General features: G+C 30.3%; 23 protein-coding genes and 1 tRNA gene. 10 read left to right on the forward strand and 14 right to left on the reverse strand.

The features are described 5' to 3' along the window. Nucleotides 1–16: 16 nt before the first annotated feature. On the reverse strand, nucleotides 17–2,050 hold the full coding sequence (locus EXC45_RS01295; RefSeq protein WP_051616934.1) for a hypothetical protein: 2,034 nt from the start codon (nucleotides 2,048–2,050) through the stop codon (nucleotides 17–19). A 102-nt stretch (nucleotides 2,051–2,152) separates the two neighbouring features. Between EXC45_RS01295 and EXC45_RS01305 the strand changes: the two genes are divergently transcribed. Continuing rightward, nucleotides 2,153–2,932, forward strand: a complete 780-nt coding sequence (locus tag EXC45_RS01305; protein ID WP_036433936.1) for an MAG0110 family membrane protein — start codon at nucleotides 2,153–2,155, stop codon at nucleotides 2,930–2,932. A 68-nt stretch (nucleotides 2,933–3,000) separates the two neighbouring features. Here EXC45_RS01305 and EXC45_RS01310 read toward each other — a convergent pair whose 3' ends face one another. Next, a complete protein-coding gene (locus EXC45_RS01310) occupies nucleotides 3,001–4,530 on the reverse strand; it encodes an MnuA family membrane nuclease (protein ID WP_036433934.1) in 1,530 nt (509 codons plus the stop codon). A gap of 159 nt (nucleotides 4,531–4,689) precedes the next feature. On the opposite strand from EXC45_RS01310, the gene hisS reads away from it, so the two are divergent. From hisS to obgE, 7 genes are all read left to right on the forward strand, one after another. Continuing rightward, on the forward strand, nucleotides 4,690–6,006 hold the full coding sequence (gene hisS / locus EXC45_RS01315; protein WP_036433932.1) for a histidine--tRNA ligase: 1,317 nt from the start codon (nucleotides 4,690–4,692) through the stop codon (nucleotides 6,004–6,006). A gap of 16 nt (nucleotides 6,007–6,022) precedes the next feature. After that, nucleotides 6,023–7,720 carry an aspartate--tRNA ligase gene (aspS, locus tag EXC45_RS01320; protein WP_036433930.1) on the forward strand — a complete coding sequence of 566 codons (1,698 nt, stop codon included), beginning with the start codon at nucleotides 6,023–6,025 and terminating at the stop codon, nucleotides 7,718–7,720. An 86-nt stretch (nucleotides 7,721–7,806) separates the two neighbouring features. Continuing rightward, a complete protein-coding gene (gene rpmF, locus EXC45_RS01325) occupies nucleotides 7,807–8,007 on the forward strand; it encodes a 50S ribosomal protein L32 (protein ID WP_036433928.1) in 201 nt (66 codons plus the stop codon). A gap of 77 nt (nucleotides 8,008–8,084) precedes the next feature. After that, a complete protein-coding gene (ruvA, locus tag EXC45_RS01330; RefSeq protein WP_223213878.1) occupies nucleotides 8,085–8,702 on the forward strand; it encodes a Holliday junction branch migration protein RuvA in 618 nt (205 codons plus the stop codon). Beyond that, nucleotides 8,677–9,633: a Holliday junction branch migration DNA helicase RuvB gene (ruvB, locus tag EXC45_RS01335; protein WP_036434031.1), complete on the forward strand. Its 957-nt coding sequence runs from the start codon at nucleotides 8,677–8,679 to the stop codon at nucleotides 9,631–9,633. The genes ruvA and ruvB overlap by 26 nt, the downstream gene beginning before the upstream one ends. A 44-nt stretch (nucleotides 9,634–9,677) precedes the next feature. After that, entirely contained in the window at nucleotides 9,678–12,269 is a 2,592-nt protein-coding gene (secDF, locus tag EXC45_RS01340) for a protein translocase subunit SecDF (RefSeq protein WP_036433924.1), read from the forward strand. 100 nt (nucleotides 12,270–12,369) lie between these two features. Next, nucleotides 12,370–13,635 (forward strand): GTPase ObgE, encoded by a 1,266-nt coding sequence (gene obgE / locus EXC45_RS01345; RefSeq protein WP_036433922.1) that lies wholly within the window; start codon nucleotides 12,370–12,372, stop codon nucleotides 13,633–13,635. An 84-nt stretch (nucleotides 13,636–13,719) separates the two neighbouring features. Here the strand turns inward: obgE and EXC45_RS01350 are convergent. The 12 genes from EXC45_RS01350 to mnmA form a co-directional block, all read right to left on the reverse strand. After that, nucleotides 13,720–13,803 (reverse strand) — tRNA-Leu (locus EXC45_RS01350). A 24-nt stretch (nucleotides 13,804–13,827) separates the two neighbouring features. Next, nucleotides 13,828–14,325 carry a dUTP diphosphatase gene (locus EXC45_RS01355; RefSeq protein WP_036434030.1) on the reverse strand — a complete coding sequence of 166 codons (498 nt, stop codon included), beginning with the start codon at nucleotides 14,323–14,325 and terminating at the stop codon, nucleotides 13,828–13,830. 69 nt (nucleotides 14,326–14,394) lie between these two features. Further along, entirely contained in the window at nucleotides 14,395–14,550 is a 156-nt protein-coding gene (locus EXC45_RS03965) for a hypothetical protein (protein WP_165163199.1), read from the reverse strand. Nucleotides 14,551–14,662: 112 nt separating this feature from the next. Further along, nucleotides 14,663–15,430 carry a methyltransferase domain-containing protein gene (locus EXC45_RS01360; RefSeq protein WP_036433919.1) on the reverse strand — a complete coding sequence of 256 codons (768 nt, stop codon included), beginning with the start codon at nucleotides 15,428–15,430 and terminating at the stop codon, nucleotides 14,663–14,665. After that, on the reverse strand, nucleotides 15,430–16,518 hold the full coding sequence (locus EXC45_RS01365) for a M42 family metallopeptidase (RefSeq protein WP_036433917.1): 1,089 nt from the start codon (nucleotides 16,516–16,518) through the stop codon (nucleotides 15,430–15,432). The genes EXC45_RS01360 and EXC45_RS01365 overlap by 1 nt, the downstream gene beginning before the upstream one ends. 88 nt (nucleotides 16,519–16,606) lie before the next feature. Beyond that, complete coding sequence (gene hpt / locus EXC45_RS01370) at nucleotides 16,607–17,155, reverse strand: hypoxanthine phosphoribosyltransferase (protein WP_036433915.1); 549 nt, start codon at nucleotides 17,153–17,155, stop codon at nucleotides 16,607–16,609. Beyond that, nucleotides 17,148–17,813, reverse strand: coding sequence for a deoxynucleoside kinase (locus tag EXC45_RS01375; protein ID WP_036433914.1), 666 nt, complete (start codon nucleotides 17,811–17,813; stop codon nucleotides 17,148–17,150). The genes hpt and EXC45_RS01375 overlap by 8 nt, the downstream gene beginning before the upstream one ends. 41 nt (nucleotides 17,814–17,854) lie before the next feature. Further along, nucleotides 17,855–18,334 carry a transcription elongation factor GreA gene (gene greA, locus EXC45_RS01380; protein WP_036433912.1) on the reverse strand — a complete coding sequence of 160 codons (480 nt, stop codon included), beginning with the start codon at nucleotides 18,332–18,334 and terminating at the stop codon, nucleotides 17,855–17,857. Between the two features lie 39 nt (nucleotides 18,335–18,373). After that, on the reverse strand, nucleotides 18,374–19,033 hold the full coding sequence (locus tag EXC45_RS01385) for a BC85_0335 family putative methyltransferase (protein ID WP_036433910.1): 660 nt from the start codon (nucleotides 19,031–19,033) through the stop codon (nucleotides 18,374–18,376). Continuing rightward, nucleotides 19,026–19,463: a Holliday junction resolvase RuvX gene (gene ruvX / locus EXC45_RS01390; protein ID WP_036433908.1), complete on the reverse strand. Its 438-nt coding sequence runs from the start codon at nucleotides 19,461–19,463 to the stop codon at nucleotides 19,026–19,028. Before ruvX ends, EXC45_RS01385 begins: the two co-directional genes overlap by 8 nt. Continuing rightward, nucleotides 19,451–22,075: an alanine--tRNA ligase gene (alaS, locus tag EXC45_RS01395; RefSeq protein WP_036433906.1), complete on the reverse strand. Its 2,625-nt coding sequence runs from the start codon at nucleotides 22,073–22,075 to the stop codon at nucleotides 19,451–19,453. Before alaS ends, ruvX begins: the two co-directional genes overlap by 13 nt. A 10-nt stretch (nucleotides 22,076–22,085) precedes the next feature. Then, on the reverse strand, nucleotides 22,086–23,204 hold the full coding sequence (gene mnmA / locus EXC45_RS01400) for a tRNA 2-thiouridine(34) synthase MnmA (protein ID WP_084272188.1): 1,119 nt from the start codon (nucleotides 23,202–23,204) through the stop codon (nucleotides 22,086–22,088). A gap of 145 nt (nucleotides 23,205–23,349) precedes the next feature. Between mnmA and ftsY the strand changes: the two genes are divergently transcribed. Together ftsY and EXC45_RS01410 are read left to right on the forward strand one after the other, a co-directional pair. Next, on the forward strand, nucleotides 23,350–24,402 hold the full coding sequence (gene ftsY / locus EXC45_RS01405; RefSeq protein ID WP_036433904.1) for a signal recognition particle-docking protein FtsY: 1,053 nt from the start codon (nucleotides 23,350–23,352) through the stop codon (nucleotides 24,400–24,402). Next, nucleotides 24,386–24,628 (forward strand): RNA polymerase sigma factor, encoded by a 243-nt coding sequence (locus tag EXC45_RS01410; RefSeq protein ID WP_036433902.1) that lies wholly within the window; start codon nucleotides 24,386–24,388, stop codon nucleotides 24,626–24,628. Before ftsY ends, EXC45_RS01410 begins: the two co-directional genes overlap by 17 nt. The last annotated feature ends 5 nt before the right edge of the window (nucleotides 24,629–24,633 follow it).

The following is a 24,633-nucleotide window of genomic DNA, read 5'->3' on the forward strand; positions in this document are numbered from 1 at the left end:
TCTTGTTTTTATTTGATTAAACTAATTTGATTGTTAAAGTTTCGGTTGTGTTATCAGTTTTTAAGACTTCTAATGTAAGAATTCCGTTTTCTCTGTTATATAAAGCTTTAATGTACTTGTCTTTCGAAATACCTGAACCTGAGTGCACACCTTTATCATTGACTAATTGTATAGTATTAAAGTACTCAGTTTTTAAAACAATGATTTTATTTACTGCTCCATCTGTATATCCTGGAAAACCAAATCCTTTTAAGTTCTCATCACTTAATCTTCCATAATATTGCATAAATTTAATATTATTTTTCTTTGGTTTAGTATCGAGATAAGCATTTAATTCTTCTAAGTTTCTAGTTGTAATAACTTTATATTTTTCAGTTTCTTTTGGATATTGATCAGATGCTTCGCTTGTGGTTGCCTCGGTTGGAGCTGTTGAAGCAGCAGGATTAGGTGTTTCTTCAGCTGGAGGGGTTGCGGTTCTTGGGCTCGCTTCTGCTTCTGTAGATTCTGTTGAACTAGGAGAAGTTGTTGTATTTGATGATTCAGATGAATTTGAAGTATCTACTGAATCAGAATTAGATGGAGAAGTTGTAGGTGAAGAATTTCCTTCGACATTTTCAGTTGAGGTTCCATCTACGGTTCCTGTAGAAGAATCTCCAGTTGGTGTATTAGAATTTCCGGTTGTAAAACCAGTTGAAGAAGCATCGTTTTCTGAAGCGTTATTTGATGTTTCTGAGTCATTGTTTTCTGCTGGGCTAGAAGGTTTTTCTGTACTTTCTGTATTTGCAGGTTGTCCCGCTGAATCATCGGTTCCTGGTTGTGCTCCAGTTGTTGAAGTACCCGCTCCAGAAGAATCTGAAGTTGCTGCTGAACCACTTCCTCCATCTTGAGAATTGTCGGTTGCTTCCCCGCCAGTAGCGGTCGCATCTCCTGTTTCTTGGTTATCTGTATCTGGTGCTGATTCTTTTTCGTTTACTTTATCATTATTTTCCTGGCTAAGTTTTTTAGCTAGTGAATTAATTTCAAGAACTTTGATTTTTGATACACCTTCTAAGTAGCTGTAAATTACATTATCTACAGTTCTTTGTGAATCAACATATTCTAATACTTTAGTATCATCTGAATTTGCTTTTAAAACTTCTTTAAGTTTAAGAACTTGAGAGTAGTATTTTTCTAAAAGACTAACATCAGCAGAGAATTGTTCTTCGGTGTAATCTTTATTTACAAAAGTATCTTTTTTTGCTTTTAAATCAGCAAAGAATTTATCATAAACCTCTTTAGTGTACATTTCTTTATAAAGAGATAATTTTGTAATATCCTCTCTTACAGTTGTCGAAGTAGAAGGCACAGCTGCTACAGGTGCATCTTTAGGTTCATCTTGAGTAGTTGATGAATTTTCTTCAGTACCATCAAGTTTAATAACTTGAGTTACATTTTTACCATCATAAGTAAATGAAACTTCTAAGTTTCCATCTTCTAAAATTGTTGCATCTAAATAATCATAAGCTCTAGTTGGATCATTGTTTTCTTGTCTTGAAAATCCTACTTTTGTTAAATCTGTTCCTTCTTTTAGTCTTACTAATTCTTTAGGAGATTTGCCTCCAGATTTTAAAACTCCAGAATCATCAAGTTTTCTTAATCTAATTGTTGAATAATTTCTTTTTCTTGAAAATTCCAATTCTGCTTTAAGATTGTCTAATGAGACAATTTCAAGTAATTTTATAGATTTTTCTTGGTCTTTTTCTGCACTAGTTCCTTCACCATTTCCAGGTTGAGCGTTTGTTGTACCTCCGTTATCAGTACCTGGTGTTGTTGGATTTGTAGGAGCTGGTGTTGTTGGCTCTGTTGGTGTACTTGGGGTTGGTGTACTTGGGGTTGGTGTACTTGGGGTTGGTGTACTTGGGGTTGGTGTACTTGGGGTTGGGGTTGCAGGTTCAGGTTTAGGTTCAGGCGCTGGTTTTTCAGGTTCCTTTGCACATGCCGCACTTGCTGCAATTGCCACTATTGAAACTGGCATAATAAATAAACTTTTTAATAACTTACTTTTTTTCATGTCTAAATTATATATTTTTAGAAAACATCAAAACAGCTATATAAAATATTTCCAGAATTTAAAATTTGCTTTTTTATTTTTAAAAAAGAATATAATTCTTTTATGCTTAATAATAATGAAAATAGTAAACCAGAAATTGTTATAAACTCACTAAATCACAGCTTATTCGCTAAGAAATATTTTTCAGTTGCTTTCGTAACTTTTGCTTTTAGCTTACTTGTTTTCTTTATAGGTTCTTTAAGTGTATACTTTGGTTTAGATGCATTAGTAAAAAACGGAACAATTAGACCATACTCAATTTACGTTAGCTTAATTGCTGTAACTATTGCTTACTTTATAGTTTCTCTTATTTTTACATACAAAAAAAGAAACGGTTTTTTAATTACCAGCATATTTTGAATCGTTGCTGAATTGTTTTTTTCTTTAATTATTGGAATAGGATTAAATTATGGAAAATCAGCGGGTTTAATTACACCTACATCAGTTTTTATCATCTTTGCAATTCCAACACTAATTATGATAATTACAGGAGCGCTCTCATATTTTAATTTAATTGATTTAACTAAAATCAAAAAACTTTTATTAGTTTTTGCTGTAATTATTATAGTCGCAATAATAGCTTCTATTTTTACAGCTTTCTTATTGCCTTATAGAAGTAATACAAATAGAATACTAAACTTTGCAATTCCAGTACTATTGGTGGTCTTTGTTTCGCTTGCAACATTGTTTACTTGAAATAATTTAATTAAAAACGCAGAAGAAGCAGGTAGTTTCGAAGGAAGTGATTTATATAGAAAAGCAATCATTTCAGGAGTGAGATTGTTTGTAGATTTTGCAACTCTTGTATATTATGTATTATCAATTTTTCTAAGAAGAAGATAATTAAAAATTGCCTTTGGGGGGGTGATTTTTTTATGCAAAAAAACAAGAGAAAATCTCTTGCTCTTTTGTTATTTAAATTTTAAATCTAATCAAACCAGTAAGTGATCTGATACAAGACTTCTTACAGCATATCAAAAACTATTCGAATCTGCAGATGTATTTTGACCTTCGTTTAAACGAGTATTAAATATGCGAAGATATTCATTTTGAAAGAATTTTTTAAAGTTTTTATCTTCAAAGAATTTTCGAACGATATCATATTTAAACGTATCTTGATTCTCAGGGTTTTGTGTAAAGGCATTTGAATCATAAAACATTCGATCGTATGGATTGGCATAAGAATCATTAAGGTTTTGATTCTTTACTGCATCTCTAATTTTTGAAGCAGTTCTTAAAGAAGTTGAATTAATTGGAGCATCTCCTCAACCTTGTAGATATCCTTTTATTGCCAAATTAACGAAAATATCTGAAGATTCAGCCGGTATGTTGGTATCACCACCAAAAATAACGTTTTGAGCTCCTTTATTTTTAAAATATTCAACTACTTTATCAAGGTTGTAAGCTTCAGCACCTTCTTGAGAACCAATTGTATTTGCGTAATACAATTCTCTAGGATATTTATAATCTAAATCAAAGAATTTTTTCTCTTTTTTACTTACTCTTGCTCCTGGAGAATCTAAGTGATCAAAAATAGTTGTAAAGACATTTTCAGTACCAGTAACCTTGAACATAACTCCAAAAGGAGGTCTAACATAAGTGGTAGTTGTCTTTTTAGGCCCATAAGGGTAACTTATTGGTTCATTAAAAGATTTTTCAATACTTCCATCATTAAAATGTAACGGGCTAACTTTAAGTGAGTCATACAAAATAACAACCGATTCTTGAGTGTCTGAATTGGACTCTTTATTGTAATGAGAACTGTCTTGGTAAATCATTTTGTAATTACGTTTTGACATTGAATTTAGTTTATCAACAATTAGCTGTACATCTGCCCATTTACCATTATTGATTTCAGTTAAACCAACTACATCTAAATTAACTTCATTCAAAATGTAGCTGATTATATTAACCTTGAACTCATTTTTATAGGTAGCGGCAGGATAATTCAAAATATTTCAATGTCCGATTTTTAGATTATCCGCATCTTGAACTACAATTGGTTTATCTGGTTGTGGATCCGGTTGTGGTTTAGGATGGGGTTCAGGATTTGGTCTAGGTTGTGGTTCGGGTTTTGGTTGAGGATTTGGACTAGGTTGTGGCTCAGGTTTTGGTTGAGGATTTGGTCTAGGTTGCGGTTTTGGTTCAGGTGTCGGTGCTGGTTTAGGTTGAGATTCTATAGAATCTTTAGGAATTGGAGGATTTTGAACTTTTGACCCTTCTTTATTGTCGACGGGTTGTTTATTATTATTTTCTTTTGCAGGTGTTTTTGGTGTTGCGGTTGGCACAAGTATTATTTTACTAATCCCTTCAAAAGTATCTAGTTCCTTATCGTTTTTATTATCATTTTTATTTTCAGCAACACACGAAATTGAAGCGGTAAACACCGCTGCTGAAGAAGTGATTAAACTGATTAATTTAAAGTATTTTATTTTACTCACGTTTTAATTATATTTTGTTCTTGTGCATTCCCGCAAAAAAGGGCTTAATATTTCCAAAATGTAGAAAAAATCATTCATTTCATTTAAACTCTTTAATTAATATTAAAGAGAAATAATGTAAAATTAATAAGCATATTACAACAATTAATTAGGAGCAAAATGGTTAATAAAGTAAAAGGAACTATTGATTATTCAATTGAACAATACAAAAACAAAAGACTAGTGTTAAACAACTTTGAATTTGTGGCCGAAAAATTTGGTTTTAATTTCATTGAAACCCCAATTTTAGAATATTCAGAATTATTTAAACGTTCAAACGAACAAAGTGAAATGGTCAAAAAAGAGATGTTCGAATTCCTTGATAAAGGCGGAAGAGAAATAGTATTGCGTCCTGAAGGAACAGCTTCTTTTGTTAGAAGCTACATCAACAACAAGTGATACGCACAAAATGAGGTTGACAAATTCGCTTATTGAGGACCTATGTTTAGATACGAGAGACCTCAAGCTGGTAGATACAGACAATTTTACCAAGCTGGCGTGGAGTACGTAGGACCAAAATCACCTTTTAAAGATGTTCATGTAATTATGACCGCTACCACTTTATTAGAGTGAGTGTCTCTTGAAAATTCAAAAAATATCAAACTTCACATTAACTCAATCGGGGATGCTACAACTCGCGAAAATTATCAAAAAGCGTTAAAAGAATTTTTGCTACCTTACAAAGACCAATTAAGCGAAATTTCTCAAGAGAGATTAGAGTCAAATAATGTATTAAGAATTTTGGATGACAAAATCGACTCTAAATTGCCATTTATGAAAAATGCTCCCAAAATTGCAAAATTTTATTCTGTAGAATCTCAAAAATATTTCAAAGACGTGTTAAATTTACTTGATTTTTACGATGTTGATTACAAAATCAATCCTAACTTAGTTAGAGGTTTAGATTATTATGATGAAGTGGTCTTTGAGTTTGTATTAGAAACTAAAGAAGGACAAAACACCATAATTGGTGGAGGAAGATATTCTAATTTAATCAAACAATTAGGCGGACCTGATGTCTCTAGTGTAGGATTTGGATTTGGAGTTGATCGTTTACTTGATTTAATTGAAAGCGAACCTATTCCAGAACCATCTCATGAAGTACCCAATATCGGAACAGTTATTAATCCTGATTTTATCTTAGCAGCAAGCTCAAAACAATCAACATTAGAAAATTTATTTGCTTTATATTTTGAATTTATATACGACGAAAACATATACAGCGTAAATTTTGTCCCTGAATTAACAAAAAGTAAAAAGATTTTTGAGATGGCCAAAAAACAACAAACTAAATATTTAATTTACGAAGATGAACTAATTTCAAATCCGGATGTAGTTTTCATTAAAAATATGGAAAACGGTAAGAAAATGCAACTTGATATAAGTGATGCTTCTGAGGCTTTTGATCAAATAATGGATTTTGTAGATTTAGATTAAATAGAATAGGATAACCATGAATAAAAATATAAAAAATAATCAGTTAAGACTCTCTGATGTAAATCAAGAAGTAACTCTTTATGGATGAGTAGCCAATAAAAGACGTTTTGGAGAATTAAACTTTGTTGATTTACGAGACAAATATGGAATTACTCAATTGGTATTTAATCAACCAATTAATTTTTCAAAAGAATCAGTATTAGAAGTTTTTGGAACTGTTGTAAAAAGAAAAGATCCAAACTTAAATTTACCAACAGGGGAAATTGAAGTATTAGTTAAAGAATATAAAGTTCTTTCTACTGCTGCAGAATTACCTTTTGCCATTAAAGATGATTTAGAAACTAAAGAAGATTTAAGATTAAAATATCGTTTTTTAGATTTACGTCGTAACGTAATGCAAAATACTTTAAAGTTGAAAAATGATTTGTTTTTTGCCATTCGCGAGTTTATGCATTCAAATGAATTTATGGAAATTGAAACTCCAATGCTCGCTAAGGCAACCCCTGAAGGAGCCAGAGACTTTTTAGTTCCAACAAGAAACAAAGGTGAATTTTATGCATTACCGCAATCACCGCAACTATTTAAACAATTATTAATGATTTCAGGATTTGAAAGATATTACCAATTTGCTCGCTGTTTTAGAGATGAAGATTCACGTAAAGATCGTCAACCTGAGTTTACTCAACTTGATATTGAAACCAGCTTTTTAAGTGTGGATAAATTTATGAACATTATTGAAAAGTTGTTTCAACACTTTATGAAAAAAGTTATGAATGTTGATATTCAAATCCCATTTAAAAAACTAAGATTTGATGATTGTATTCGCGATTATGGAAGCGATAAACCTGATTTAAGGTACGAAAACAAAATTATTGACATTAATGACTTTTGTTTAGAAACTGATTTTGAAATTATAAAAAATGCTCCGTCAAAACGTCTTTTAGCAATTGATGAAGTCATTACCAAAAAAGACTTTAAAGTACTTGAAGAAATAGCTAAGAAAAATAAAGCAAATATCTTATTTTACTTTACTGTTGAAAACGGGCAACTTAAAGACACAAATTTTGCTAAGAAAGTACCTAATGCTGTAGAAAAACTAATTAATTCAATTAATAAGCAAACTGGAACATATTTAATTGTTGCTAATGAATATGACAATGCTTCTCAAGCACTTGGTGCTGTGAGAGTTCAACTTAACGAAATGTATAATTGAGCTAAAAATGAATACAATTTTTCATGAATTGTTGATTGACCAATGTTTGAATTTGATAAAGAAACTAACACTTGAGCTGCAGCTCATCACCCATTTACTCAATTTGATAACACCTTAGAAGAAATTGATACTTTACCTAAAGAAAAACTTAGAGCCAAAAGTTACGATTTAGTATTAAATGGATTTGAATTAGGTTCAGGTTCAGCTCGGATTTATGATCGCCAAATGCAAGAGAAAATGTTCCAACTTATCGGAATGGATGAGCAACAACAAAAAGACAAATTCGGGTTCTTTTTAAAAGCTCTTGATTTTGGGGTTCCACCACACTGTGGAATTGGACTCGGAATTGATCGTTTAACAATGATTTTAGCTAACCAAAAAACAATTCGTGATGTTATTGCATTTCCAAAAAACGCAAAAAGTCAAGATGTGTTCACTGAAGCTCCTTCGGGAGTTGATGAGACTCAACTTAAAGAATTATTTATAAAAGTAGATCAATAAAATTATCTAAATTTTTGATATTGAATTTTATTTTATAAGTTATAATATTAAAGCATTTATCAAAAACCACAATAAAGGAGGAAACCATGGCTATAGTACCAAAAAGAAAGACATCTAAACAACGTAAACACAAAAGAAACAGTCACTCTGCTTTAGAAATGCCAAACCTTGTTGCATGTAAAAACTGTACACAAATGATCGAACAGCATGTTGTATGTAAATTTTGTGGTTTTTACAAAGGTAAAAAAGTTGAAGGGTATGTTGCTCTTAACGACCGTATTCAATAATTACATAACATTTTAATATCGGAAAATAACCAGGAAAGTTTTTCTTTGGTTATTTTTTTATTTCTCTTATTACTTAAATGAAAAGAGGAAAAATGCTACTTTACAAAATCGGAGAAATAGTTTATAAAAACAATAACAATTTAATTTTAGAGTGCAAAGGCGAAGGACACATCGTTGTCATTTCAAATGAATCTCGTTATCAAGTTCATGACAAAATCAAAATGTTTTTTTATGAATATAATAGCGAGTACAATCGCACAACTTATGGGTTTAAAGATTTCAAGGAGCGTCTATTATTTATTGATTTAATTTCAATTGACAAAATCGGTCCTAAAATCGCTATGAATATTTTAGATAAAGGTTGAGAATACATTGCTGAACTAATTTCGCAAGAAAACTGACAAGAAATATCCAAAATACCTTTTGTTAACGAAAAGACAGCTCGTTTCTTATGTGTTGAACTTTCTAATAAATGAACTAAAATAATTAATAAAAATAAATCACAAAGTCATACATCAAATTTTTCAAATATCAAACAATTAACCGATACACTAAACACTTTAGGATTTAAGAAAAAACAAATTGATTACGCAGTTTCTAGAGTTGACTTGAGCAAAGACTTAGAACAAATAATTGAAGATAGTATTGAAATTATTGCAAAAAACCAAAATGAAATCAATCTTGCGTCCGCTTAATTTTAGCGAATTTATTGGTCAAAAAAAATTAATTAAAACTATCAAAGCTATGATTGATAGTTCAATTAAACAAAATAAAATTTTAGATCATATTTTATTACATGGTTTACCTGGGTTAGGTAAAACCACTTTAGCCACAATTATCGCAAATGAAACAAATAAGCGAATTCACTATATTCAAGGTGCAAATATTGAAAAGAAATCTGATATTATCTCAGTTTTATCTTTAATCCAAGAAGGAGACATTGTATTTATTGACGAAATTCACAGCATTAACAAATTAGTAATTGAGTTTTTATATAATGCTATGGAAGATTTTGTTTTTGATTTAATTATTGGTGTTGATTCTAATGCGAAAGCAATAAGAATGAAAATTAAGCCCTTTACTTTAATTGGGGCTACTACAAAACTAAATGAAATAAGTCAACCTTTTAAAGATCGTTTCGGTTTTATTGGAAGATTTGTTAATTATGATCTTTCAGATCTTATTCAAATAGCCAAAAATTCAGCAAAGCAACTTGAAATGAATATTCCAGAGAATCAATATAAAACGATTGCTTTGTACTCACGTTCTACGCCTAGAATCGTAAATCATTTATTAAGTAGAATTAAAGATTTTGCTTTATCTTTAAACGATGGAATCATTGATAATAAGGTTATTAAAAAAACTTTTAATTATTTGGAATTATACCCATTAGGACTATCCAAAGATCACATTGAATATCTACAAATTCTCAAAGATGGTTTTGATGATAAGTCGGTATCTTTGGATGTTTTATGCGGACTTTCAACTCAAACAAAAGAAAATATCTTAAATGAAATTGAACCCATTTTGCTTTATTTAAAACTTATTGAAAAAAACTCAAAAGGTCGCAAAATTACTACCAAAGGAATTGATTATTTAATAAAAGAAAAACTTTCATTGACTTAAAATAAAAAACTCAAAAACTTGCATTTTTGGTAAAATAATTAAATATGAAACGTATTAAAGAATTTTTCAAACTAAAGAATTGAAAAAGAATTTTAATTAGCGTTTTAACTCTTGCTTCAGCAGCTAGTGCAATTGGTTTTGGAAGTAAATATTACGTTTCCCAAAATGTTAATAAATCAATTGAATATGGAGGAGGAGTTGAAGTTGTAGTTCAAGTGTCAACCAACGGAAAAGTTGCTGATGATACTTTAACTGAAAACGTTAATAAATTCCTTTCCGATCGTCTTTCTGGAGGAACCGGTTTAAACGGTGTTTCAGTAAGCACTGAAGGTGGAGGAAAAATTAGAATTACCAAAAGTGGTGATCTAAATGATTCTCAAAGAGATCAGTTCTTAAAAGAAATTACAAATAAACCTATTTTGACTATTACTGATTCAGAACTAAAACCGCTATTTTATAATGGTGTGTTTGTAGAAGATGGATCGTTAGATAGAGGAACTCCAACTGATTGAATTCCACCTTTTGCAGCCAACCAAGCCAAAAATGTAATTCAAAACAACGGAACAAATGTAGTAGAATTGGCTTTAAATAATCAAGATGCAGTTTTTCAGTGAACAAAAGCTACTGAAAATATTTCAAAAAGACAAAATAAAACTGTTTTAATGTGACTAAACATTCTTGAATTAATTCAATTGGCCAAAACTAAATATGCTAGTGATTGATCTGCTGCTCAAGAAAATCTTTGAAACTTTGTCCATGTTAACAATAGACCTTTCGAAACAATTACCGATCCTGTAACTGGACAACAAAGAGTTGAGAGAAATCCTTTCAAAAAAGCTTTAATTGATATTGAAGGTCGTTACTTAATTAGTGTTGCAAATGTAAACGCTCCAATTAATTCACAAAAAGTAATAATTAGCGGGAACTTTACTAACAATGATGCTTTAAATTTAGCAAATAGAATCAATTTTGGTTTAAGCAATTATGATTTATCGGTTGTATACACTCATTATTTAAATTCAACTTTACAAAACAAAGCATTCTTGTACGCGATGATTGCTGGGTTATTAGTTTTTGTTGTAATTGCTGTATTTATGATTATTAATTATGGATTGCTTGGAATAATAAGTGCCATTTCTATTGCTTTATACATGTTCTTAACATTGCTTATTTTTACAGCAATTAAAGGAGAATATAGCCCTTCAACAATTGCTGCGTTAATTATTGGAATCGGAATTAGTGTCGATGCTAATGTTATTACCTTCGAAAGACTAAAATCCGAAATATATTCGGGAGATTCGCTAGATAAGTCCTTTAAAACGTCTAATCGGTTGTCTTTATCATCAATTATTGACGCCAACATTACAACTATAATTATTGGTTTTATTCTCTTTTATTTAGGAACCAAAGAAGTTAAAGGATTTGGAATTACTTTAATTTTATCTATATTCTTTACCTTGGTTGTTATGTTAGTATTTACTCGTTTCTTAGCAACTATGATTGTAGGAACTGGATACTTTGATAAAAGATTATGACTACTTGGTGTTAGACCTAAAAAAATTAACAATCCAAGCAAAGTAGTTAAAAGAATTAGAAACATTGATTACTTAAGAAAATCTAAATGATTCGCTCTTCTTTCATTTGTCTTTATTTTAACTTCATTGATTGTTTTTGGTTCAGTTGCTGGTACTTCGGGATCATTCTGAAACGGTGTTAACAGATCTCTTGAATTTAGTGGAGGAATTAACATTTTAATTCAAAGTAAGGGTGAATCATATGGTGATTTAACTTTAGCTCAGGCCACTGAAATTAAAAACGTATTGGTTGCTAAAGCAAGTGAAATTAACTTACTTGATGCAGCTAATATTACTACAATTAGTAAAGCAAGTTTATCTACTGAAAACTACATTGTTAATATTAGAACTTCACAAGTGTTGTCAAGTGAACAAATTGAACAAATCATTAATCTAGCCAAAAATGTTAAAGATGATATTGAGTGAAACAATTTACAAATTTTACCTTCTGAAGCAGCTAAATTAGTACTAAATGCTTTAATTGCAGTTGCTGTGTCATTTGTAGGTATTGTAATTTACACTTTAATTAGAATGAATTGAACATTTGCTATTGCGGCTATCATTGGACTTATGCATGACTTTATAATGGTTTTTGCATTTATTGTAATTACTAGATTGCAAGTTTCTACAATAATTGTTGCCGCCATGCTTTCAATTATCGGGCTTTCAATTAACGATACAATTGTTACATTCGATCGTATTAAAGAAAAAATTAACAATGAATATCCAAACCAAATTCTTACAAAATCAGATATTAAAACCATTGTAAATCAGTCAATTTCAGATACTTTGAAACGTAGTTTATATACATCACTATCAACAATCGCAGCTGTTGCAATTCTACTTTCATTTGGAAATGCAACTAACTTTGCCTTCAATATTGTAATGTTATTTGGTATTTCAATTGGAGTTTATTCATCTATTTTCATTTGTTCATGAATTTGAAGTAAATTAGAATTATTCAGACAAAAAAGAATTCAAAAAAGAATGGATAATAAATATTGAGATATCTCAAAACCAGATGAACAAACCTTCCCAGGAATTAATGATTTTAATTATTAAATCAAAAGCAATGTAATGTAAGTTATATTGCTTTTCTTATGCAAAATGAGTGTAAAACTCATAAATATGGTATTATTTTAAAACTATTAGAAAGGAAAATATGGCACGTTTTATAGATGAAATTACAATTAGCGTTCAGGCCGGTAAAGGTGGAAACGGTATGGTTTCTTTCAGAAGAGAAGCTCACGTAGATAAAGGTGGTCCTGATGGAGGAGACGGAGGAAAAGGTGGAGACATTTATTTTGTCGGCGACCTTGGAAAAAACACTTTATTAACTTTTTACAAAAATAAACATATCGTTGCTGAAGACGGAGTTAAAGGTGGGCCTAAAAATCTTTATGGAGCAAACGCTCCACATACATATGTAAAAGTTCCTATTGGTACTTTAGTGTACAATGGTAAAAAATTAGTTGCGGATGTTATTGAGGCTGATAAACCATATTTAATTGCAAAAGGTGGTAAAGGAGGAAGAGGTAATACCAAATTCAAAACTTCAAAAAATACTGCTCCTCGAATTTCAGAAAATGGAATGCCCGGTGAAAAATTTGAAGCTAAAATCGTGTTAAAAATTCTTTCTGATGTTGGGATAGTTGGAAAGCCAAGCGCTGGTAAAAGCACATTGCTTTCAGCGCTATCGAACGCAAAAGCCAAAGTTGCTGAATATGAATTTACAACTTTAGTCCCACAATTAGGAATGGTTGAGTATTTCGAAAATTCATTTACCGTTGCAGATTTACCAGGATTAATTAAAGGTGCTTCACTTGGAAAAGGCCTTGGTATTCAGTTTTTAAAACACATTGAGCGTTGTCGGGTAATTGCTCATGTTATTGACTTTGGTAGTGAAGAAAAAGATCCGGTAATTGATTACAAAGTTATTAATTATGAATTAAAATCATACAACTATAAACTTGAAGAAAAACTTCAAGTGGTTATTGCTAATAAAAAAGATATGCCTTTATTTGAAGAAAAATTAAAACATTTCAAACAAGTGTATCCTGATGTTCCTGTAGTAGCTATTTCTGCTGCCTTAAGAGAAAATTTAGAAGAAGTTAAAGCGAAATTATGACATTTAATTCAACAAGCCGCTTTAAAACCGGTTGAACAAGAAGAAGAGGAAGTTAAAGTTATTACTTTTGAACCTGACTATATTGTAACTTCTCCATACAGAGGCCACTTTGAAGTCACTGGTAAAAAAGTAGAGGAGTTTTACCACAAGATACCTCTTAATTCATATGATAATTTAATTAGATTTAATAACATCATGAAAAAAATCGGCGTTTGGAAAGAACTTATGCGTCGTGGTATTAAGCGTGGTGATACTGTTAATATTTATGGCTACGAAATGGAATGAGAAGATGAAGAATAACTGCTACTAAGCAGTTGTTTTTTTTGTATAAAAAAAAGCGCCAATTAGGCGTCTTGTGAAAATAAAAATTTTTACAATATCTACTGGTGCCCAAGACAGGACTTGAACCTGCACGGATTTCTCCAGCGGATTTTGAGTCCGCAGCGTCTACCATTCCACCACTTGGGCATGTAAAATAATTATACTATAAGATTAATAATTATTTTGTAGTCTTTTGTAATTTGTTTGATTTTTAGTTACATATCAAGAATATAGTTCATGATATGAAAAACCTAACATTTCAAAAGTTCCAATCGCAATTTCAAAAGCTCTTGTAATGGTATCTTTAGAAGGATTTTTCATAATATCAGTTAACGAAATAAAGAGATTTTGTAACTGAACATTTAAATTGCCCGAAGTTATTCTTGGTTCTATTTCATAATGAACATTGTATCTATTTGAAAACGAAACCAGAAAGTGGATTAGATCAGCAAACTCTTCTAAAACTTTGTTGTTATCAATATTTTTATTAGCTTTTCAATATTTAAAGGTTTGAATTTCATTAGCAAATTCAGCTGCTTCTACCACAAGAGCAATGGTTCCATTGATTATAATTTGTTCATCAGATAATTCAGGATTTGTCAAAAGAGATTTTTCCTTTATTTTAGTATCCAAATCTTTCTGCATTTCAAATATTCTTGATAAATTCATAATTAGATTATAAACTTTTTGTCCCAAAAAATCAGAAAGAAACAAAAAAGACCATTGCAGATCTTTTAATTACTTTTTACCTTTATAATTAGAATTGTTTGGATTTAACTGATTTGAATGATTATTGTTATTAGCTCTATTAGCAGAGTTGTTAGGATTATTTTGGTTTGAATAATTATTCAATTGGTTTTGTGAATGAGTATTACCTGATACTTTGCCTGGCATACACACCTCCTTTATTACAAAAAATCAAAAGATACAATGGTCCATTTAAATTTTACTGAGTGACGTTTTTTTTTTTTTTTTTAGAGAGATAAAAAAGAAAAACTGCAAATAATTACAGTTTTCGTATTACATAATAATAGGCATTGTCCGAAAATTTCTTAGCTATTTCACTTTCAGAAGCTATTTCATCTCGCTTGGCTGTAAAAATAGGTGAAGGAAGATTAGCTTCCTTAATTAAGGATAAAACATCATCTTTATTGTAAAAACACAAAACACCTTCTTGGTTTTTGATGCGGTAAACCACATCAGCTGGTCTTCAATTTTGAATATTGTTGATTTTTAAATATTCTTCATTTTCCATAATAAAGCGTTCTTTGTGCGGATCATTATTTACTTCATCTGCGGTAAAAATTAAAATACCTTCTTTATCAAGAGAATTGAAAGCATTTTGCAAAGCGAGAATTTTATTTTTATGACCAGGAATGCACATTAAAGAATTAAAAGTAAAAAAGACTAAATCATACTTGCCAAACTCTGACAAATTAGTTTCGGTTAAATCAGCTCAATGAAAAGAAACATTTTGTGCGTATTTTTCAAATTTCGGATTTTCTTTTAAAATATTAGCTTTATAAATGGAAGATTCGCTTATATCAAAACCTACTATTTTGGAATATCCTTTTAGTGCAGCGTTTAAAGCAAAACGACCAGTACCACACCCTAAATCAGCTATTCTAATGTTTTTGTTTTCTCCAAAATATCTATAAATTAATGTTTCTTCACAATTAAGCATACCTACATTAAAAACCGCTTCAGTATAATATTGAAGCGATTCTTTTGTTTCGTAACTTGAAGTATATTTTAAAGTATCTTTAATTGGCATTATTTGTATGATAATTCTTCGTGAGTTTTTTGATCGTATGCTTTAATAAATTCAACCATCAAATCTACTGTGGCTTGAATATCCACTAATGAAGCAACTCCAATTGGACTGTGTAAGTATCTTTGGGGAATAGAAATTGAAACAGTTTTAGCTCCTCCTTGACCATATTGAATTACACTAGCATCAGTTCCACCACCCATAGCAATATATTTATATGCAGGAATGTTGTGTTCTTTAGCTAAAAACATTAATAATTTTAAGATTGCAGGATCTGATAAGGTTCCACCATCTTTAACAAGTAAATTAACACCTTTACCCAATACAGGTACTCCTTTGATACATCCTGTAGTATCATGTGAAGCACCAGTATCTACCGCAAAAGCCACATCAGGATTAATTAAACTTACAGAAGTTTTAGCTCCACGAGTTCCAACTTCTTCTTGAACTGTTCCAACAATGTATAAATGACAATCTAAATCTAAGTCTGCTACAGCATTAGCAATTAATTCAACTGCAGTTACCCCGGCACGGTTGTCCATTGCTTTTCCACCAACTAAGTTGTTTTCAAGAGTAATTGTTTCTCCAGAAATATAAATTCTATCACCGACATCCACACCATGTTTTTTCGCTTCATCTTTAGACATGAAACCAAAATCAACAAACAATTCTTTTTCAGTCATTGCCTGCTTTACTTTTTCGCTTTCTAAAATGTGAATTGATGTATGTCCAAATACACCAGTGAATTTTTTACCGTTTTCATTAATAACTAATGTAGCTTTAGTTCCAATAACAGCACTTGGTCACACTCCGCCAACTGTTGAAACTAATAAGTTTCCATTTTCTTCAATACTTCTAACAATGTAACCTACTTCATCCATATGTGCCGCTAACATAACTTTAGGAGCATTAGGATTTTTTGATTTCTTATAAAAAATTACTGAACCAAATCTGTCTCTTGACACTTCATATTTACCCGCTTTGATAGATTTTTTTAATTCATCTACAACAGGTTCTTCATAACGAGACATTGCTTCAATATTCATGTATTTATTTAATCTTTCAAATAAATATTCATATTTTTTATCCATATTCACCTCTTTTTTAATATATTTTTATATTTTACTAAAAGATACATAAAAGTATTAAAAAAGCCAAGAGTTATCTTGGAACTTCTAATTAGTTTTTGATATATTTAGGATCTAAAATCCCAATATAAGGTAAGTTTCTGAACTTTTCTTGATAATCTAATCCAAACCCCACTAAAAACTCATCTGGAACGTCAAAACCGTAGAAATCAGCTTCTAAAGCAACTTTGCGATGGTGTGGTTTGTTCATTAGTGAGAGAATTTTTAAACTTTTAGGTTTACGAGCTAGTAAAATACTTTTAATTTTATCTAAGGTAATGCCACTATCAATGATGTCTTCCACAAGCAAGACATCTTTGTTTTCAATATCTGAGCTTAAATCCATAATAATTTTGACATTACCACTTGAAGCGTGCGAACCATTGTAACTAGAAGCGATCATAAAATCCATTTGGTGATCTACGCTAACATTTTTAATTAGTTGAGCCAAAAAAGGAACGGAACCTTTTAAAAGACCAACCAATACCAAATTATCTGAGCTAACGTAAGTTTCATTTACTCAATTTGAACATTTTAAAATTGCATCATTAATAAAGCTTTCATCAAATAAAACTTTTAAAATTCGTTGATCTCTACGCATTATTAACCTTTGTTTTTTTATATAAGTCTATTGCTACGACAGCTTCTTCAAAAACATCTTTTTCACTCTTGTTATTTGTATCAATAACAACATAATTGATTTTGTATTTTTTTACAATTTCTAAAAATGTCTTTTTGTATACTTGATAAAGCTCATAAAAATATTCTTTGTTTTTTTCATAATTATCAATTTCAACAGCTCGACCACGTTTGAAAAGACGTTTTTGAAAATTCTCAAAAGATACATCTAAAAACAAAGTAAATTCAGGAAGTTCTTCGTTGCTTACAAGTTCGTTAAAAAGAGCTTTATATGCATTAAAAGCCTTCTTAGGAAGATCTTTAAGATTAACTGAAGCAAACACATAATGTTCAGCACTAAAACGATCCAAAAAGATAATATCTTGATCTTTGCTTAAATTTAAATCATTAAATTTATTGACAATTTTATTAACACTAGCTGTATGATTTTCCACAACGTACACTTGAAAACTAATATCAATGTGTGGTTTTTGTTCATAAAATCAGTTTAAATAAGTGTTAAATACTACGTCATCTTCTTCATATTCATTAAGTAATAACGAGTTTTTGTAATGCTTAGTAAGCTTTTTTGACAAAGTACTTTTTCCGCTACTAATCATTCCTGAAATTCCAATTATCATAAAAATCCTCCTTAAAGAAACAAAAAACTAAAGATTATTCTTTAGTTTTGTTGTGTTACGCTAATAATTTCAACGTTAAATTTTTGTTGAGCATCAACTTCAACAACATCACCAGTTTTTTTACCCATAATTGATACTGCAAGTGGGCTTTTGTTTGAAATTTTATCTTCAAATGGGTTTGCATCGTGTGTCCCCATAATTGTGATGTTTTTGATTTCTCCGGTTTCAATGAACTTCAAGGTTACAGTAGCACCAATTCCAATTAATGCGCTATTGGCATTTTCAATAATTTCTGCACGATCTAAAATTGATTCAAGCTCGTTAATTCTTCCTTCAACAACTCCTTGACGATCTCTAGCTGCATCATACTCAGCGTTTTCAGAAAGGTCACCCTGTGCTCTGGCTTCTTTAAGAGCGTTTTGTACAGCTGGACGCTCAACATTAACTAAGTGTTCATATTCTTTTTTATATTTTTCTAATGTTTCTTTGGCTAAATAAATTTTTTCAGTATTTGTTGACATAATGCTCCTTAATGTTTTTTAATTATAACAAGTTTGACCTTATTGCTTAACAATATATAAAAATTTACTTTCAACATAGGAAATTTCATAAGTTAAACCTAAGGTTTTAATATGCTTAACGAATTTTACTAACTCTTTTTTAGAATAATTGTCCGTTAGAATCATCATCATTGATTTAGAAATCATAAAATCAAAATAAGTATCAAATAATTCCATTAGCGTTTTATTGTTTTTAAATATCACAACAAAATCTAGCATATTTTGTGAATATGAAATTAAATTAGTGTTCTCTAAATCTTGTGGATATTCAGAAATTGCTTCTTTGAGTTGCTCACTAAAATCATATTCATTTAAATAATAGATTTTTCGTTTAGTTTTATTTGAAACTACCGAAGATAAAAACGAATCTTGATTATCAATAATTAAAGTTGACTGAAAGTTATTGGTGTAAATTGTATTAATTACTGCTTCAATATCATATGGCTTATAATCATTTTTTAAATAATCTTTTAAATCAAAAGGTAATTGTCCAATGTCATTACGAAGATTTTGCAACATCAAGTATGTTTGTTCACGATCTTGGTTTAAATACTTAGCTTGTAATTTTTTTATTTTCAATTTGATTAAGATAATTGAAATTGCTGCTATTACAATAACCGCAATCATTGAACCAAACAAAATTCATTGTAACTTATTCATTTTTGCCTCATTTATCTTGGTAATATTCTAAATAATCTTGCAATATGATTTGAGCTGCTAGCTTGTCTTTGTTAGCCTTTCTTTTTTTACGAGTAAGGCCAGCACTAATCATTACTTGTTGAGCCTTTTTAGTGCTATATTGTTCATTTACTAACATAACTGGTATTTGAAAATTTTCTTCAAGTAGCTTTTTAAAATCTTCAACCATTAATGTACGATCACTTTTTTCTCCGCTTATTTTCAAAGGGTATCCTAAAACAAAACCGTCAATTTTGTATTCTTGCAAATATTGTTCAATACGCTTAATTACCGCGTTGAAATCGCCTTCGTTCATTAGAAAGTTTTCTAGCGAGGTTGAAATAATTTCGTTTTCATCAGTGATGGCAAATCCGCAGCTTTTAATTCCTAAATCTAGTCCTAATTTTCTCATTGAATTTTTTCTAACTCACTAAAAATTAAATCTTTTGAAAGTGTTTGGCCACATTTTCCCATTGAAAGAAGATTATTTCCTCCACCTCTACCTTCAAAAGTTTTAAATAATTGTTGGGCAATTAAATTAGAATTAAATGATTTTGAACCAATACATAACATGTTATTATCATCAAAACCAATCACTAAAGCATTAGGTTGTTTTTCTCTTAAAGTTGAAACACTTGTTTTTAATACACTAGTAGGTACATTTAAAAGATAAACACTTTGATTTTGAACTTGTGTAGGAGTTAACTCATCAAAATTTAATTCTGCATTAACTGATTGTTTTTTTATTAATTGTTTATTATCTTCTTTCAAAGTTTCTAAAGCTTGTTCTAAAGCGCTGATTTGTTGCTCTAAATCATTTTCTTGTGGTAAAACAAAAGCATATTGAGCATCTAAATTTTTGTTTTTATCAACTGCTTTTTGCACCTGTTCGGTTAATAATTGAACTTGTTCATTTAGGTATTCGTTAACAATTTTATTTGAAGAAATGGCTCTAATTCTAAACACACCAGCAGCTTTTTTCTCAACTGAAACAATCTTGAAATTTTCTAACATTCCCGAGTGTTCTAAGTGTGTTCCTCCACATAAATCAGCAGTAATAGTTTCAAATTCTACAATACGAATATTCTTAGGATCCATGTATTCAGCTTCTTCTAAAGTCATGATTGCTCCCATGGCTTTTGCTTTGTCAGTTGTAGTAATAAGATAATTTCTTTTAACATCTTTAGCAATGTAGCTTTTTACTAAATTCTCGATTTTAGTAATTATTTCTTTAGAAGGTTTCTCGTCAGCTGGAAAATCAAAAGTTAATCTTTCTTCGTTATTATCACTACTTAGCTGTTCAATATGAGCGCCCAAAACGTGTCTAAGAGCACAAAATAGCAAGTGAGTCCCTGAGTGATTACGTTTAAGTCCTAAACGAATTTGTTTATCCACAAAACATTGTACTCTTTCTTTTGAATTAACTTTACCCTCGACTTTGTGAATGTGATTTCCGAATTTATCTTTGAAAACATTTAGAATTTTTAATTTATTTCCGTTTTGGAGAATATATCCACGGTCATGCTTTTGTCCACCACTTGTGGCATAAAAAGGAGTTTGTTTTAAAATTAAATAACTGATTCCTTCATTTTCTTCAACCTCTTCTTCAGTGGTTAAAAGTTTTAAAATTTCACTCTCTCCTTCTTCAACTTCATATCCGATAAATTTATCAATTTTGCCTTCAATTAAAGCTAAAGAATTAATAACTTTATCCATTCCGGCAACTTTATTTCCTTTTGAAGCTAAAGCGTGTTTTTCTTTGGCTTGTTCATATTCATGCATGTTTACTGTGATGTTACGCTCATTAAGAATTTCAATTGTTAATTCAATTGGGAATCCATAAGTTTCAAATAATTTGAAAGCTACATCACCAGGAAAAGTTTTGGAATTATCGCTTAAATGTTCTTCAAGAAGCATTCTTCCGCTATCAATTGTTTTAGAGAAAGCTACTTCCTCATCTAAAATGATTTTTTCAATTTTCTTTACATCATATTCATAAGGCAATGTTGAAGCAATCACTTCAACTAGTTTATGTAAGAAAAGTGGTTCGCTAACTTTTAGTTGCATTCCTTTGTGTACTGAACGACGAATTAATCTTCTTAAAATATATCCCCGACCCACATTTGAAGGTTTAGCGCCATCATTAATGGCATTCACCACTGTTCTCATGTGATCAGCAATAACTTTGAAATAGGTGTTAATTAATGTTTGGTCAGCATCTTTTTCAAAGTAATTACTGGTTTTGTATTTGTATGAAGTAAACTCTTCAATTTTGTGAATAATTGGTAAAAACAAGTCAGTATCAAAGTTAGTTGGAGCATCTTGTAAAATTGACACAATTCTTTCTAAACCAGCTCCAGTATCAATGTTTTTTTGGTTTAACTCAGTGTAATTTCCTTCTCCATCAGAATTGTAAGTCGAAAACACAATATTTCAAATTTCAATATAACGATCGTTCTCAATATCTTCTTTAAGAAGCTCAATTCCTCTAGTATCATACTTTTGACCACGATCATAGAAAATTTCAGTATTTGGACCACAAGGACCTGAACCAACTTCTCAGAAATTAGTTGATTTATCTCCGGGAATAAGTTGTTCTTCAGCAAAACCATGAGACATTCATTCAGATTTAGTTTCCAAATCTTCATAGTAATAGGTAAAATATAATCTATTTTTATCTAATTTTAATTCATTAAGTAAAAAATCAACCGCAAAAGCAATTGCTTCTTTTTTGAAGTAATCTCCAATTGAAAAGTTTCCTAACATTTCAAAAAAGGTGTGGTGTCTAGCGGTTACTCCAACATTTTCAATATCATTGGTTCTTATTGCTTTTTGTGAGTTAGTTAATCTTTTTGAAGGAGGTATTTTTTTACCAGAAAAATAATCTTTCAAAGTTGCCACTCCACTATTAATTCACAATAGTGAAGGATCATTTTGCGGTACTAAACTTTTTGAAGGAACAACAAAATGGTTATTTTTTTCAAAAAAGGATAATCATTTATTTCTAATTTCTTGTGATGTCATGTTTTACCTCTTAAATGTAAGTAAGTTTGTTTTGGTCCATATATACTTCTTCAATGATGGCTCCACCAATACATTTGTCTCCATCATATAGCACCACTTGTTGACCAGGTGTGATTGCTTGACTTTTTTCTGGATAAAAGACTCTAATGGTGTTATCTTCTTTATTGATTTGAATTGTGACTTTTATATCTTTTTGACGATATCTAAATTTAGCTGTTAAATTATTTGGATCATAATCTAAATTATTTAAGGTTAAATTACTTGCAATTAAATTATTAGATTCAAGTCAGTGACTTTGGGAAGCTGGAGCTACGTACAAAATATTTGCTTTTACGTCATGTCCACACACATAATAAGGTTCGCTCATTCCACCCAAATTTAGACCTTTCCTTTGTCCGATTGTGTAATAAAAACATCCAATGTGACGTCCAATTATTTTATTTGTTGTGATATCAACAATATTTCCTTCTTGAGCGGGAATGTAGTTTTGTAAAAATTGAGTAAAGTTACGTTCTCCAATAAAGCAAATTCCTATTGAATCCTTTTTATCGGCAGTAACTAAATTTAATTTAGCTGCGATTTCGCGAATTTGTTCTTTTTCAAGTTCTGCCAAAGGCATAATTACCTTAGAAAGTTGTTCAGTTGTTAATTGAGCCAAAAAATAAGTCTGATCTTTATTTTGATCTTTTGCTCGATATAAATGCCCATTTTCTACTTTTGCATAATGCCCCATAGCAATATAATCAGCATTTAGTTCATTAAATGCATATTTAGCAAAAGAATTAAATTTAATGTATTTATTACATAAAATATCAGGGTTAGGAGTACGTCCTTTTTTGTATTCTTCAATGAAGTTTTCAAAAACATTATCTCAGTACTCTTTGACAAAATCCACTCGATGCAATTTAATTCCTAGCGAATTAGCAACATTTAAAGCGTCTTGATAATCTTGTTCTTGAGGACAAATATCTTGTGAAATGTCAGCATTTCCTAAAACATCATTGTTTAAAATGCTGTCTCAATTACGCATAAAAAGACCTTCAACTTCATATCCTTGCTCTTTTAGTAAGTAAGCAGCCACTGAAGAATCAACTCCCCCACTCATACCAATAATTACTCTTTTTTTCACGAATTCTCCTACAATAAATAAATTTATTTTATTATATTATTTTTGCTTTTTTTTGAAAGTATAAACACCATAAAAAACGGGTATTTTCGGATATTTTAAAAGTTAATAAAAGGCAATAAATTTTCAAAAATGGTAAAATAAAAATATGGGATTTTTTAAAAATTTAGTAAAAAAAGTTTTTTCAAAAAATGATGATCAATTATCTCAAAAAGAGCAAGCTATTGAGCAAAAAATCACTCAAGAAATTGAAAAATCTGGAAAATTAGAAAAATATAAAACAGGATTATCTAACGCAAGCAATTTTGGAAAACAGTTGCTTGAACTCCAAAATCGTTACAACAAAATTGATGAAGATTTTTTTGAAGAACTAGAAGAATTGCTTATCATGGCTGACATTAACGCTTCGCTAGTATATTTAATTATTGAAAAAATTAAGCGCGAAGTTAAAACCAATAATATCGATGATCCAAAATTAATCGGAGAGATTGTTGCTGACCAAATGTTTGTTATTTACACTAACAACAGCGTAACTAATACTAATTTAAATTATCAAGATGGTCGTTTAAATGTGTTTGTATTTGTAGGTGTTAACGGAAGCGGAAAAACCACTTCAATTGCCAAAATGGCTTATAAATTCAAGCAAGAAAATAAAAAGGTCTTAATTGCTGCAGCTGATACCTTCAGAGCCGGAGCGGTTAATCAATTAGATGTATGAGCTCAAAGAATTGGAGTAAACATTGTTAAACCTGACAAAGAAGGAGCCGATCCAGCATCAGTGGTATATAAGGCAATGGAAAAAGCTACAAATGACAAATATGACCTTTTAATCGTGGATACTGCCGGAAGATTACAAAACAAAGTAAATTTAATGAACGAGCTTAACAAAATGATTTCAATCATGCAGCGCTTTGAAACTTCAGCTCCACATGAATCATTGCTTGTGCTTGACGCTACAACCGGACAAAACGGTCTAAGTCAAGCTAAAGCTTTTAAAGAAGTAGCTAACTTAAGTGGAATTATCTTAACTAAAATGGATGGAACTTCAAAAGGTGGAATTGTCTTATCAATTAAAGATGAGTATGAACTTAATGTCAAATATATTGGTTTGGGCGAGAAATTAGATGATCTGCAAGAATTTGATTTAGAAATGTTTATTTATCAAATGACTAAGGATTTAATAAATGAACAAGGAAACTAAAAAATCATTAAACAATATTCAAAAATATACTTTGTTATATGAAAAATATGGTTTTATGCTCACTAAAGTTCAACAACAAGCATTTGAACTGTATGTTTATAAAGACTTATCTTATGCGGAAGTGGCTCAAATTTTAGCTACCACTCGCACAAGTGTGTATGATGCTGTTGATAAAGCTTTTAAGAAATTAGATAAAATCAACAACCAAAAGAATTTAAGCAAATAAAAAAG

The sequence above is a fragment of the Mycoplasmopsis columboralis genome (assembly GCF_900660675.1).
In the GTDB taxonomy this organism is placed as follows: Bacteria; Bacillota_I; Bacilli_A; order Mycoplasmatales; family Metamycoplasmataceae; genus Mycoplasmopsis; species Mycoplasmopsis columboralis.